This window comes from Lysobacter sp. DMC104, assembly GCF_056313665.1.
Genome location: NZ_JBQUZW010000002.1, coordinates 383,650 through 396,744, shown reverse-complemented (window position 1 = coordinate 396,744; position 13,095 = coordinate 383,650). Strand labels below are relative to the sequence as shown.

Here is a 13,095-nt window from a genome sequence, read left to right as displayed (position 1 = left end):
ATGGCCGCCATGTCGAACAAGCAACAGGCGCTCTGGGAACAGGGCCAGCGGTACTCGCAGAAAGGCTGGTGGCGGCAGGCGGCCGATGCCTACGCCGCCATCGTCGAACACGACCACAATTTCCTGCCGGCGTGGGTGGAGCTGGCGAACGCGAAGGAGCAGCTCGGCGCCTATCGCGACGCTTACCATGCGGTGCTCGCCGCCGAGCGCATCGACGGCGTGCCGCCGGTGGCCGGCATGGTGGTCGCCCGCCTGCTGCGCCGGTTCGAGGACCTGCCGCGGCTCCAGACCTACGTCGAACGCACCGGCCTGGCCGGGCGCATCCCGCCCGACAAGCTGGTCGACCTGGCGTCGTTCTTCGCCAGCGCCGGCGACCACGCGCGCACGCTGCCGTGGGTCGAGCACGCGCTGAAGCTGCGTCCGGGCGTGGCCGAGATCCACAACATGCACGGGCTGGCGCTGATGTTCGCCGGTCGTCGCGAGGAGTCCGCCGCCGCGTTCGAGCGCGCGCTGGCGATTCGCCCGGGCTACGCCGCGGTGTATTCGATGCTGGCGCGGGTCGACCGCATCACGCCGGAGCATCACCACGTCGATACCCTGCGCCGGCTGCTGGACCAGCCCGGGCTGGCGACGCGCGACGAGTCGCACCTGGCCTACGCCCTGCACAACGAATTGCATGATCTGGGCGATTTCGAAGGCGCCTGGGCGGCACTGGAGCGCGGCTGCCGTGCCCGGCGCAAGGAGCAGCCGTACGACCACGCAGCGACCATGGCGATGTTCGACACGTTGCGGGCGACCTTCGATGCCGCCTTCAGTCGCGGCGTGCCGTTCGACACCGCGCCGGCCAACGGCGCGTTGACCCCGATCTTCATCGTCGGTCTGCACCGCAGCGGCACCACGCTGCTGGAGCGCATGCTCGCCGGCAGCCCCGAGGTCGCCGACGCGGGCGAGACCTACGCCTTCTCGGCGCAGTTGCGCTACGCCGCCGACCATTTCTGCCGGGTCATCGCCGACGGCACCATCGCCGAGCGCGCCGCGTGCTTCGACTACGGCGCCATCGGCCGTGGCTTCCTCGATGCCATGCGCAGCCGCAGCGGCGGCCGGCCGTTCGTGACCGAGAAGCAGAACCCGAACTTCGTCCTGCTCGGCCCGATCGCCAAAGCGCTGCCGCAGGCGCGACTGCTGCACATGCGTCGCGACCCGGTCGACACCTGTTTCTCGAACCTGCGCACGCTGTTCACCAACGAGGCGTCGTATTCGTACGACCAGATCGAGATGGCCGACTACTGCAAGGCCTACCTCGACCTGATGGCGCACTGGCGCGAGGTGTTGCCGGGGCGGGTGTTCGACGTCGACTACGACGCACTGGTGCGCGAGCCCGAGGCGCAGGCGCGGCGGATCGCCGATCACTGCGGCTTCGCCTTCCGCGATGCGATGCTGGACGTCGGTCGGTCGTCCGGTGCGGTCGCGACCGCCAGCTCGCACCAGGTGCGGCAGGGCATCGTCACCAACCGCGGTGGCCTCTGGCGCGACTATGCGCCGCATCTGGCGCCGCTGCTGGACCGTCTCGCCGCGCACGGGGTGGCCTGACGCCGCCCGGCGTGCCGCGAAGCGGGATTTGATCCGGCCGGGTGCCGTGGCGGTGCGCCTGCGCTAAGGTGCCCGCCCATGTGCCCCTGCGGATGCCCGCCATGCCCGTGAACGTCTTCCCCGCCTTCGCCGCGCCGATGGCCGAGGTCTTCCATCCCGACCCTGCCACGCTCAACGCCGCACTGATGCCGCTGGTGCTGGCCCTGGAAGCGCAGGGGGCCGCCTACCGCAACCCGGAGCCGGTCATGCACCAGCCGAAGGGGCTGTTCGAGAGCGAGTTCGACTTCTTCGCGCGCGAAGAGCCCTGCGTGCAGGCGCTGCGCAGCTTCGTCTGGGGCTCGCTCGGGGAATTCCTGCGCGACATCAATCCGAACCTCGCCAATGGCACCCAGGGCCTGCGCATCGCCAGCCAGACCTGGTTCCACGTCACCCGCGACGGTGGCTACTTCGGGTACCACAACCATCCAATGGCCAGTTGGTCCGGCGTCTATTGCGTGTCCGACGGCGATCCGGACCCGGGCTATTCGAACAACGGTTGCCTGGTGTTCCCGCACCCGCAGATGGCGGTCAACACCTTCCTCGACCCCGCCAACGCCGTCCTGCGCTGGCCTTTCACGCACGGCAACTTCGTGCTGACCCTCAAGCCGGGTCAGCTGGTGTTCTTCCCGTCCTGGCTGGGCCATTACGTGACCCCGTTCCACGGTCGCGGCCAGCGGGTGACGGTGGCGTTCAACGCCTGGTTCTCGCGCGGCGATTGATCCGCGCCCGCATGAAGGACGGCTCGCTCGTCCATCCGGTTTCCTCCCGCACAAAAAGAACGGCCCCCTTTCGGGGGCCGTTCCATTTCGACGCTTGCGGTGACGCGGATCAGAACTTCTGGTTGTACTGCAGGTACCAGTAGCCGCCACCCGGCAGATCGTACGAGCCGTCGAAGTTGCCGGCGAACGAGTTGTGGGTGACCGGCGGATCGCGGCCGAAGATGTTGCGGGCACCGACGGCGACCTTGCCGTTCCACGGGGTCTTGAAGCCGACCTGGACGTCGTGGTACAGGCGCGAACCCATGATGTTCACGCCGTTGTCCGGGCAGATTTCGGTCGGGGTGATGCCGTACTCGAAGTAGTTGGAGCCCGAGCACGGGTCCTTCAGCGCCGAGTAGTAGCGCATCGCCCAGGTCGCGTCCCAGTCGCCCTTCTGCCACGAGGTGGTCAGGTTGGAGCGCAGGCGCCAGGTCGGCGCACCGTTGTAGTAACCGATGGTGCCGAACAGGTCGTTCTCGGTCTGGTAGGTGTTGTCCCACTGCCACGAGAACTTGCCCCAGCTGTTTTCCGGCAGGGCGTAGGCCACCTGCATGTCGTAGCCTTCGACCTTGCCCTGGGCCAGGTTGAAGCTCGAGGTGTTGACCGTGACCAGCTCGCCGGCAGTGGTGCGCTCGACGAACGAGCAGTACAGCGCGCGGAGGGCCGGATCGGCGACGCCGCCCGGAGCCGACGGCAGCTGGTAGCAGCCGTTCAGGATGGACTGCGCGCCGCGGAACGAGATCACGTCGTTGAGCTTGATCTGGTACCAGTCGAGCGTGATGTTCAGGCCTTCGACGAAGCTCGGGCTGTAGACGATGCCGAAGCTCTTGGTCTTGCCGAATTCAGGCTGCAGCGCCGGGTTGCCGCCGTTCAGCGAGCGGACCTGGCTGTTCGGCTGGGCGATGCCGCCCACCGGCACGCCGGCCGTGCCGCAAGCCGCCTGGTCGGTGGTGGCCTGGTTGTAGTTCAGCGTGTTGCAGGGGTCGGTCGCGGACGGGAAGCCTTCCTGACCGCCGGCGTACAGGTCGAGCACGTCCGGGGCGCGGAACGACTCGGAGTAGGTGCCGCGCAGCATCAGGTCGTCGAAGATCTGCCACTTGATGCCGATCTTCTTCGAGGTGTCGCCGCCCAGATCCGGGCTGACGGCCGCGCCGTTGAAGACGCCGTGGGTGCTGTAGTCGGACTTGCGGGCCGCCAGGTTGAGCTCGACCAGCTTGAAGCCCGGGACGTCGGCGACGATCGGCACGTTCAACTCGGCGTAGATTTCGTCGGACGTCTGCTGGCCGCTGGTCGGCAGGCGGAAGTTGTTCGACGAACCGCCACCGGCGACGAGCGAGTCGGGCGAATCGACGAACGACGTGCGACGGGTTTCCAGGCCGACGGCGAAGCCCAGCGGACCGGCCGGCAGGTCGACGATCGAGCCCGACAGGTTGGCGAAGTAGTCCTTCGTGGTCAGCTGCTGCGACTCGTTCAGCGTGTAGCCGACGTAGTCGTTCATGGCGTCGTATTCGGCGCGGCTGATGACGCCGGCGCCCAGGCCGAGGTCCGGACCGCCGAAGATGTTGTACGGCACGCAGCCGCGGATCACCGCGCCGGCGCTGTCATAGCATTCCAGCGCACCGGTGATTGCGTTGCGACCCGAGTTGCCGAGGGCGCGCTGCAGGTTGAACAGGTTGATGTAGTTCTGGCCGCGCAGGGTGAAGCGGGCGTCCAGGTACGAGTAGCCGGCGTCCCAGTACATGTCGCGGCCGCCCAGGTCGAACTGGCCGTCCAGCCACAGGGTGACGGCGGTGTTGTCGTTGTTGTAGTAGTTCTTGCGCGGGCCGACGGCCGCCATGCGGAAGTTGCCGCCGCGGAGGTTCTGGCCGAACGGGTTGAACACGTTGCCGGCGGTCGGCGCGAACGCCCACTGCGGACCCTGCGTACCACGGATGTCCATGGTGATCGGCACTTCGGCCAGCTGCTGGTTCGAAGTGCGGGTGACGTAGGTCGCCATCGCATTGGCGTTGATGTTGTCGGTCAGGCGCAGGCTGGCCTGGCCGTAGACGTTGAAACGCTCGATCGGCTGCAGCAGGTAGTTGATCGGCGCGAAGTTGTAGCGGTCGGAATGACCCGAGCCGTCGGTGCTGTAGCTGATGAAGCGGCGGAAGTCGCTCGCCGAGGTGCCCGAACGGCCTTCGATCAGCGTGTACGGACCGCCGGCGACGGGCGTACAGGTCTGGAAGCCGCTGGCGGTCGGGCTGGTCGCGCCGGCGCAACGGGTGAAGTTGCCGCGCAGGGTGCTGCCCGAACCGAACAGGCCGCCCGAGGCGATGTCGCCGCCGCCGGAGACCGGCACCGACGAGAGCTCGCGGTCGCCCATGTAGACCGGGTCGTTCTGCGAGTAGCTCAGGCTGAGGACGGCGTTCCAGCGGTCGTTGTTCGCGCCGACGGTGAAGTCGTAAGCCTGCGCGGAACCGTCGCCCTTGGTGTAGGAACCGACGTAGGCGTTCATCGCCGCGCCGTCGAAGTTCTTCTTCGTGATCACGTTGATCACGCCCGCGATCGCGTCGGAACCGTAGATCGCCGAGGCGCCGTCCTTCAGCACTTCGATGCGTTCGACGACGGAGATCGGGATGGTGTTCAGGTCGACCAGGGCGCTGCCGGTGATGCCGGCGGTGACCCAGCGGCGGCCATTGACCAGCACGAGCGTGCGGGTGGCGCCGAGGCCGCGGAGCGAGACGTTCTGCGTGCCGTCGCTGCCGTTGGTGCTGGTGGTGACGTTGCGCAGCGCGCCGCCGTCACTGGCGGTGATGTTGAACAGCACGTCGCCGACCGAGGTCAGGCCGGTGGCCTCGATCGCGGCGCGGTCGATCGACAGCACCGGGGAGGTGCCTTCGACCTCGGCGGCGCGCGGGATGCGCGAACCGGTGACGACGACCGTGTCGAGCTGATCGGAATCCTTCTTGTCTTCAGCGAAGGCGACGCCCGTCGCCGCGAAAGCGGTGGTGCCCACGAGCGCGAAGGAAATCGCGTCGCGAAGCTTGTTGGTCTTCAAAGTCATCTCTCTCTCCAAGTGAGTCTTGGGGTTTCCCATGGGAACCTGTCGGGAAGCGGCAACAGAACCGCCCACCCAGGTCAGGCCGGGGTCGATAGTAGCCCCACTCGGAGAAAAATTAAAGTGTCGTTAACAGGCCGGGCGGACTGCCCGGAAGACGCCCTCGAAGGGGGTCAGAGATCCTGTTCGTAGCGGACGTAGGGCACGGCGCCTTCGTCCTCGGTGCCGGTGGCCGGCGGTGCGAACGGGTTCTTGCCGCGGGTCACCAGATTGTCGGCGCCGACGGTGAGCTGGCCGCTCCAGGGGGTGCGCCAGCTCAGGCCGAGGCCGAGGCTGCCGAACCGGTCGCGGCCGGGGGTGTCGACGACTTCGCCGATGATGTTGACGCCGAAGGCGCCGAAGCCGCCGCCCAGGTTGAGCTGGCGCGAGGTCCAGCGGTCGCTGAAGCCCGGGATTTCCGACGGGCTCTGCAGGCGCGCCTTGGCGACGGTGCCGGCGATGGAGACGTAGCCTTCGCGGGGCAGCGCCTTCTGGCTGAAGATGGTGATGTCGTTGAGGTCGATGCGGCCGTTGATGCCGTTGCCGGGGTTCATCCACGTCGGGACGGCGGTGCGGCTGCTGCCGGCGCTGATGCCGAGCTGGGTGCCGTTGCGCTGGAACACGGCGGCCGCGCCGGTGCGGCGGGCGGGCACGGAGGCCAGGACGCAGTTGGTAGCCAGGCTGCTGAGCGCGCTGCCCAGCCCCGGCTTGTGGTCGCAGAGCAGGCCGAGCGAGTCGCCCTCGCTGAGGCCGAGGGTGGTGTCGAGATGGCGTACGCCGAAGCGGGCCAGCGAGCGGCTCTTCGCGACGTCGGTGGGTTCGAGGACGACGATGCCCTCGATTTCACCGCTCATCTTGTTCCAGATCGGAAGCTCGACCCGATCGCCGGCCGGTCGCGACTGCGCATGCGCCGACGTCGCCAGAAGGGCGGCGGACAGCATCAGCAGGGGCAGGGCGAGGCGGCGCATGGCGAGGGTCAGACCGCAGGCTGGCGGTCGAGTTCCTTGTTGGGTCGATTGAGGGTCAGGCTATCAGATTTATGGTTCTTTAACAATCCTGAAGGGGTGGACGATCTGTGACGCACCCCTCAGGGTCGTCATTGCAGGCGGTCCGAGGGCGCCCAGGCGGCCGGGCGGCGGGCGAACAGGGCGTCGAGGTCGTCGCCGGTGAAGCGGTAGGCCTCGCCGCAGAACTCGCAGCGCACCTCGACCAGTCCGTCGTTGCCGGCGGCGGCCTCGCGGGATTCGTCCTCGCCCAGCGACTCGAGCATGGCCGACACCCGATCCCGCGAGCAGGAGCACGCGAACCGTAGCGGGCGCTCGCCCAGCAGGCGCACGCCGTCCTCGTGGAACAGCCGGTGCAGCACGACCTCCGCCGGCGTCGCCAGCAGTTCGGCCGCGGACAGCGTGTCGAACAGGATGCTGGCGCGATCCCAGCCGTCGAGATCGCCGGCGTCGCCCGGGAGCTTCTGCAGCATCAGCCCGGCGGCGCGGTCGCCGTCGGCGGCCAGCAGCAGCCGGGTCGGGAGCTGTTCGGACTGCCGGAAGTAGGCCTCGAACGCGGCCGACAGGTGGTCCGCGTCGAGGCCGACGAGGCCCTGGTAGCGGGCCGGGTCCTGGCCACGGGCACCGGGATTCTCGATGGTGATCGCCAGCAGTGCGTCCGGGCCGAGGGCGCGGAGGGTGTCGCCGGCCGGCGGGGCCTCGTCCGGATCGGCGTCCTCGGCGAGCGTGGCGATGCCGCGCAACGTGCCGCCGGCGGTGCATTCGGCGAACAGCGTGCGCAGTGCGCCCTGGCCGCGGAGTTGCACCGACAGGCGCCCGTCCACCTTGACGTGGCCGGTGAACAGCGCGGCCGCGGCGACCGCTTCGCCCAGCAGGCCGAGGGTGGCGGCAGGCGGATCGGCGCGCTCGCGGATCTCGGCCCAGGTGCGGTCGAGGCGGACGTGGACGCCGCGCACGCCGGCCTGTTCGAGCAGGAAGCGGACGAGGGCGTCGGGGGTGTCGTTCTGGTGGGTCATGGGGGCATAGAGCCGGGCGGTCACGCGATGACCGATAATGCGCCGTTGCAGGCGCACCGGGTCCGCGATCCGGCGCAGGGTTCCGAAGGGTGGGGAATGACGCAGAAGATGGGGCATGCGGACGAGGATTCAAACCCCGGCGCACCGCCGGTAGTGCGCGCGCGCGGCCGGGTGCGCTGGTGGCGCTGGCTGTTCCTGTGGCTGCCGCTGATCTTCGTGACGGTGACGGTGCTGCAGGTGGCGGTGCTGCGGTTCGTGAATCCGCCGCTGACCGCGTTCATGGTGGGCCGCTACGTGGAAGCCTGGGGCGAGGGCGACCGCGGCTTCGCGCTGGCCTACGACTGGCGCGATGCCGACGCCATCTCGAAGCAGCTGCCGCTGGCGCTGGTGGCGGCGGAGGACCAGCGCTTCCCGTTCCACGACGGCTTCGATTTCGAGGCGATCGAGAAGGCGCGCGTGCACAACGCCAAGGGCCGCAAGGTCCGCGGTGCCAGCACCATCAGCCAGCAGTTGGCGAAGAACCTGTTCCTGTGGCGCGGCAGCGGCCTGACCCGCTGGGTGCGCAAGGGGCTGGAGGTCTGGTACACGGTGCTGATCGAGGCCATGTGGCCGAAGTCGCGGATCATGGAGATGTACGCGAACGTGATCGAGTACGGCGACGGCGTGTACGGCGCGCAGGCGGCGTCGCGACGGTTCTTCGGCAAGGACGCGTCGGCGCTGACCCCGGCCGAGGCCGCGCGGCTGGCGGCGGTATTGCCGAATCCGCGCAAGTACAGCGTCGCCAAGCCCGGTGCCTACGTGCAGCGGCGCAGCGCGGCGATCCAGCGCCAGATGCGCGCGCTGGGCGGGCCCGGCTACCTCGCGTTCGACTGACCGCGCGACGGTCGACGCCGCCCGTCGACCGCCGCGCCGTACACTCCCGCCATGCCTGCCGATCGCCTGACCGTCGTCGTCGCCGCCTTCAACGAGGCGGACACCCTGCCGCTGCTGCACCCGCGGCTGGCGGCGGTGCTGGACGGCCTGGCCGGCGACGGCATCGAGGGACACCTTCTATATGTCGACGACGGCAGCCGCGATGGCACCTGGGCGGTGCTGGAGGCGCTGGCCGCCGCCGACCCGCGGGTGTCCGCGCTGCGCCTGAGCCGCAACTTCGGCAAGGAGGCCGCGCTGACCGCCGGTCTGGACCTCGTGCGGGAAGGCGCGGCGCTGATCCTCGACGCCGACGGCCAGGACCCGCCGGAGCTGATCCCGCGGTTCGTGGCGAAGTGGCGCGAGGGTTACGACGATATCCACGGCACCCGCACCGCCCGCGATGGTGAGGGCTGGTTCAAGCGTGCCACCGCCCACGGCTTCTACCGGGTGATGCAGCGGCTGTCGAAGACGCCCATCCCCGCCGACACCGGCGATTTCCGCCTGCTGTCGCCGCGGGCGCTGGCGGCGCTGCGGCAGCTGCGCGAGCGCCACCGTTTCATGAAGGGCCTGTTCGGCTGGGTCGGCTTCCGGCAGGTGGCGATTCCCTATCGCCGCGAGGCCCGGTTGGCCGGGCGGAGCAAGTTCAACGCCTGGAAACTGTGGAATTTCGCGCTGGAAGGCGTGACCAGCTTTTCCACCGCACCACTGCGGGTGGCGACCTACCTCGGCCTGCTGACCGCCGCGCTGGCGTTCGTCTACGCGGCGTGGATCGTGGTCAAGGCGCTGCTGTGGGGCGATCCGGTCGCCGGCTGGCCGACGATGATGACCGTGATCCTGCTGCTGGGCGGCGTGCAGCTGATGGCGCTGGGCATGATCGGCGAGTACCTCGGCCGGCTGTACGAGGAATCCAAGCAGCGGCCGCTGTATCTCCTCGACCGATCGGCGGGGCACCTGCCGTACGCGGCGGGCGTATCCTTGGGCGACATCGCCCCTGAAGGAGAGCCGCAGCATGCGCACCGTCCGTCAGATCCTGGAAGCGAAGTCCGCTGACCGCATCCCCGCGGTCCACGCCATCCCGCCCGAAGCCCCGGTCCTCGACGCCATCCGCCTGATGGCCGAGCGTCATGTCGGCGCCGTGCTGGTCATGGCCGGGCCGCGGCTGGTCGGCATCCTGTCCGAGCGCGACTACGCCCGGAAGGTCGTGCTGCAGGGGCGCGCGTCCTCGTCCACGCCGGTGGCCGACATCATGACCGCACAGGTCGTGACCACGCACCCCGACGACACCTCCGACCACTGCATGCAGGTGATGACCGAGCGCCGCATCCGCCACTTGCCGGTGGTCGACGGGGGCGACGTCATCGGCGTGGTCTCGATCGGCGACCTGGTGAAGGCGGTGATCGAGGACCAGCGCGTGGAGCTGGACCAGCTGCAGCGCTACATCGCGAGCTGATCGGCCGCTGCGCCGGTTGCCGCGGCGGCCGGCATTTCGGTTCGGCATCGGCAGGGGCGGGCACGCAGTGCGCGCCGACCGCCTGCACATCGTCGCCTGCTGCCAGCGCACGACCGCACGGGACGTGCATCGGGCGCAGGCCGCGCCGCGCGTGATCCGGTGTGCCGCCGGCATCGCTTGCCCCTTGCCGGACGACGAGGCCCGGAGCGCGGCGTCGATTTCGAGGATCGTCACTTCCGCATCGACACGAGCGGGTTCACGCGTGCATGATCGACGCCCGATGGCCGGCGATCGATGGCATTGATCGTGATGGATGCGCCCCGCGTGCCCGGGCGGCCAGGGTGCCTGCCCCATTCCCCCAGGAGGGCCCATGTCCGACGTCCACGGCATCGCCTACACCAGCGTCGCCTTCCCGATGCCCGCCGCGGACCTCGTGGCACTGCTCGAAGGCGCCCGCAGGTTCAACGCGATGGTCGGCGTCACCGGTGTGCTGTTCCACCATGCCGGCCGGTTCTTCCAGTATTTCGAGGGTGACGAGGATGCCGTGAACCGCGTGCATGCCCGCATCATCGCCTCGCCGCGGCACCATTCGCTGAGGGTGCTGCTCGACGGCCCGCAGCCGGAGCGGCTGTTCGCGTCGTGGTACATGGGCTTCTGCGAGGCGCCGGAAAACGCCTTCCAGGCCATCGCCAACGCGGAATGGGCGTCGGCCATGCCGCTGACCCGCGCCAGCCTGCATCGTTCCGAAGCGCTGTCGCTGGTGCTGTCCCACTGGAGCCGCTGGGTCGCGGATCAACCCGAAAAGGCGCCGCGGGACGCCATCGTGCTGCGCTGAGCGCGGCCTCGGGCTCAGCGCCCCGACAGCACCTGGGCCATCACCGCGATGTAGTGGCAGACGCTGCCGGCGATCACGAACATGTGCCAGATCGCGTGCGCGTAGGGCAGCCGCGGGTGGTGGTAGAAGTACGTGCCGAAGGTGTAGGCCACGCCGCCGCCCAGCAGCCAGCCGAAGGTCCATGCGTCCAGCGCCTGCATCGCGGGCTTGGCGGCGAAGACGATCAGCCAGCCCATCGCGATGTAGAGCAGCGTCGAGAGGCGGTGGAAGCGGCCGGTGTAGAACAGCTTGAAGATGACGCCGAAGATCGCGATCGCCCAGATGATCCCGAACAGCCACCAGCCCACCGTGCCGCGCAGGCCGATCAGCGTGAAGGGTGTGTAGGTGCCGGCGATCAGCAGGTAGATCGCGCAGTGGTCGAAGATCTGCAGCCGGCCCTTCGCGGTCGGGTGCTGGATCGCGTGGTACAGGGTCGAGGCGGTGTAGAGCAGCAGCAGGGTGATGCCGAAGACGATCGCGGCACTCAATTGCCAGCCGTCGCCGTACAGCGCGGCGAGGGTGATGAGCACCGCGCCGCCGGCGAGAGCTGCCGCCGCGCCCAGCCCGTGGGTCAGCGCGCTGGCGATCTCCTCGCGGAGGGTTTCGATGCGGTCGGTCATCGGGGGACCATGCCCGTGCGAGCTAGTGCAAACATTCCAGTGGTTCCGAACCGGGGGGAGGGACGGTCGACGGCTGTGCGATCATGGGCGCGGTTCCGTGTCGCCCTGGCCATGATCGTCTCACACCTGCACCGCTACATCTTCGTCGCCATGCCCAAAACCGGCACGCACTCGGTGCGGCAGGCGTTGCGCGAGCACCTGGGGCCGGACGACATCGAGCAGGTCGGCCTGTTCGTCGAGAAGCGCTTCCCGTTCGACGCCATCGCGCAGATCCGCCACGGCCACCTCAGCGTGCGCCAGGTGCGGCCGTATCTCGGGGATGACGTCTGCGACACGTACTGCAAGTTCACCTTCGTGCGCAATCCGTTCGACCGCTTCGTGTCCTACTGCGCGTTCATGACCCGCCAGCACGGCGCGTTCGAGCGTGACCCGCAGGGCACGATGCGTCGCATCCTGTTCGAGGTGCGACCGATGGACCACGTCCACTTCCAGCCGCAGTACACGCTGCTGACCAACGATGCCGGTGAGATCGAGATGGACATCGTCGGCCGGGTCGAGCGCATGCAGGAGGACTACGACGCGGTCTGCGCGCGCATCGGCATCCCGTCGCGCGCGCTGGACAAGGTCAACAGCTCGCGTCGCGGCGACTACCGCCAGTACTACGACCAGGCGCTGATCGACGGCGTCGCCGAGCTGTATCGCGGCGACCTCGAGCGCTTCGGCTACACCTTCTGAATCCTGTCGGACGAGCCCGCCGCCATGGCCCACGATCCCTACGCCAACCCGCGCAAGACCACCACGATCCGCCGGCTCGGCCCGGTCGACATCACCGCGCTGAAGGCCGCGGTGCTGGCGCTGCCCGAAGCCGTGTGGGACGCCGAGAACGCGACCAAGCCCAACCGCTTCGAGGCGCTGGACAAGACCCGGCACATCGTCTTCCGCTTCGTCGACAGCGTGCGCGACTGGCGCAGCTCGCACGACCGCCCGGCCTGGGCCGAATGGAAGGCGCTGATCGAACCGGTGCTGCAGCAGGCCGTCGCGCCGTACGGCTACGCCAACGGGCAATTCCCGCGGGTGATGTTCGCGCGCATGGCCCCCGGCGGCGAGATCAAGCCGCACCGCGACGCCAACGCCGCGGCGAAGTGGCCGCACAAGATCCACGTGCCGTTGCTGACCAACGACAAGGTCACGTTCTACGTCGAGGGCACCGGCTACCACATGCCCGAAGGCGAGGCCGCCGAGGTCAACAACATGGGCGTGCACGCGGTGAAGAACGATGGCGACACCGACCGCATCCACCTGATCTTCGAGTATTTCGATCCGGACCAGCCGCCCCCGGACTGGTTGTCGCGGGTGCTGGCGGGCGGAGCCTGAGCCCGGAAACGAAACATCCGGCCGAAGCCGGATGTCCGTTCGAACGCGATGGCCGGCGAGGCGATCACATGCCGGCGGCAGCCGCCTGTGCGCCCATCGAGTAGCCGACGCTGACGCTGATGGCGATGCCGACGAGGAACAGGATCAGCGGGATCTTGTTCTCGGCGAAGTTCTTCGCGCCGTAATAGATGGTGTAGAAGCCGCAGATCAGGCAGAGGATGCCGGGAAGGGCACCATCTTTCTTGAAGGCGTTGACCACGATCCAGATGGCGCCGATCAGCGTCAGGATCGATCCGATGTATTGCATGGCGGTTCCCCAGTGTGCGTGCCCCCGTTCGGAGCAGGGCTAGCGTAGCGGAGCCCGCCGGGGCGGGGAAGGCGG

Annotated in this window: 13 protein-coding genes; 8 read left to right on the top strand and 5 right to left on the bottom strand. The window is 68.7% G+C overall.

Annotation, left to right across the window (positions count from 1 at the left end; all coding sequences use genetic code 11):
• Nucleotides 1-9 precede the first annotated feature (9 nt).
• Together ACT53R_RS04720 and ACT53R_RS04715 are read left to right on the top strand one after the other, a co-directional pair.
• Nucleotides 10-1,590, top strand: coding sequence for a tetratricopeptide repeat-containing sulfotransferase family protein (locus ACT53R_RS04720; protein WP_476170680.1), 1,581 nt, complete (start codon nucleotides 10-12; stop codon nucleotides 1,588-1,590).
• A 101-nt stretch (nucleotides 1,591-1,691) separates the two neighbouring features.
• Complete coding sequence (locus ACT53R_RS04715; RefSeq protein WP_476170679.1) at nucleotides 1,692-2,348, top strand: putative 2OG-Fe(II) oxygenase; 657 nt, start codon at nucleotides 1,692-1,694, stop codon at nucleotides 2,346-2,348.
• A gap of 109 nt (nucleotides 2,349-2,457) precedes the next feature.
• Here ACT53R_RS04715 and ACT53R_RS04710 read toward each other — a convergent pair whose 3' ends face one another.
• The 3 genes from ACT53R_RS04710 to hslO form a co-directional block, all read right to left on the bottom strand.
• Nucleotides 2,458-5,430 carry a TonB-dependent receptor plug domain-containing protein gene (locus ACT53R_RS04710; protein WP_476170678.1) on the bottom strand — a complete coding sequence of 991 codons (2,973 nt, stop codon included), beginning with the start codon at nucleotides 5,428-5,430 and terminating at the stop codon, nucleotides 2,458-2,460.
• 167 nt (nucleotides 5,431-5,597) lie between these two features.
• Nucleotides 5,598-6,431 (bottom strand): XOO1806 family protein, encoded by an 834-nt coding sequence (locus ACT53R_RS04705; protein WP_476170677.1) that lies wholly within the window; start codon nucleotides 6,429-6,431, stop codon nucleotides 5,598-5,600.
• 128 nt (nucleotides 6,432-6,559) lie between these two features.
• Complete coding sequence (hslO, locus tag ACT53R_RS04700; protein WP_476170676.1) at nucleotides 6,560-7,483, bottom strand: Hsp33 family molecular chaperone HslO; 924 nt, start codon at nucleotides 7,481-7,483, stop codon at nucleotides 6,560-6,562.
• A 108-nt stretch (nucleotides 7,484-7,591) separates the two neighbouring features.
• Between hslO and mtgA the strand changes: the two genes are divergently transcribed.
• The 4 genes from mtgA (at nucleotide 7,592) to ACT53R_RS04680 (ending at nucleotide 10,680) form a co-directional block, all read left to right on the top strand.
• Nucleotides 7,592-8,356, top strand: a complete 765-nt coding sequence (gene mtgA, locus ACT53R_RS04695) for a monofunctional biosynthetic peptidoglycan transglycosylase (protein ID WP_476170739.1) — start codon at nucleotides 7,592-7,594, stop codon at nucleotides 8,354-8,356.
• Nucleotides 8,357-8,407: 51 nt separating this feature from the next.
• Complete coding sequence (locus ACT53R_RS04690; RefSeq protein ID WP_476170675.1) at nucleotides 8,408-9,445, top strand: glycosyltransferase family 2 protein; 1,038 nt, start codon at nucleotides 8,408-8,410, stop codon at nucleotides 9,443-9,445.
• A complete protein-coding gene (locus ACT53R_RS04685) occupies nucleotides 9,405-9,845 on the top strand; it encodes a CBS domain-containing protein (protein ID WP_476170674.1) in 441 nt (146 codons plus the stop codon). Before ACT53R_RS04690 ends, ACT53R_RS04685 begins: the two co-directional genes overlap by 41 nt.
• 370 nt (nucleotides 9,846-10,215) lie before the next feature.
• Nucleotides 10,216-10,680: a BLUF domain-containing protein gene (locus tag ACT53R_RS04680; RefSeq protein ID WP_476170673.1), complete on the top strand. Its 465-nt coding sequence runs from the start codon at nucleotides 10,216-10,218 to the stop codon at nucleotides 10,678-10,680.
• A 14-nt stretch (nucleotides 10,681-10,694) separates the two neighbouring features.
• On the opposite strand, the gene trhA is transcribed toward ACT53R_RS04680, so the two are convergent.
• Nucleotides 10,695-11,339, bottom strand: a complete 645-nt coding sequence (trhA, locus tag ACT53R_RS04675) for a PAQR family membrane homeostasis protein TrhA (protein ID WP_476170672.1) — start codon at nucleotides 11,337-11,339, stop codon at nucleotides 10,695-10,697.
• A 111-nt stretch (nucleotides 11,340-11,450) separates the two neighbouring features.
• Between trhA and ACT53R_RS04670 the strand changes: the two genes are divergently transcribed.
• Both ACT53R_RS04670 and ACT53R_RS04665 read left to right on the top strand, forming a co-directional pair.
• Entirely contained in the window at nucleotides 11,451-12,074 is a 624-nt protein-coding gene (locus ACT53R_RS04670) for a sulfotransferase family 2 domain-containing protein (protein ID WP_476170671.1), read from the top strand.
• A gap of 24 nt (nucleotides 12,075-12,098) precedes the next feature.
• Nucleotides 12,099-12,713: an aspartyl/asparaginyl beta-hydroxylase domain-containing protein gene (locus ACT53R_RS04665; RefSeq protein ID WP_476170670.1), complete on the top strand. Its 615-nt coding sequence runs from the start codon at nucleotides 12,099-12,101 to the stop codon at nucleotides 12,711-12,713.
• 64 nt (nucleotides 12,714-12,777) lie between these two features.
• On the opposite strand, the gene ACT53R_RS04660 is transcribed toward ACT53R_RS04665, so the two are convergent.
• Nucleotides 12,778-13,020, bottom strand: a complete 243-nt coding sequence (locus ACT53R_RS04660; protein ID WP_476170669.1) for a hypothetical protein — start codon at nucleotides 13,018-13,020, stop codon at nucleotides 12,778-12,780.
• Nucleotides 13,021-13,095: the final 75 nt, after the last annotated feature.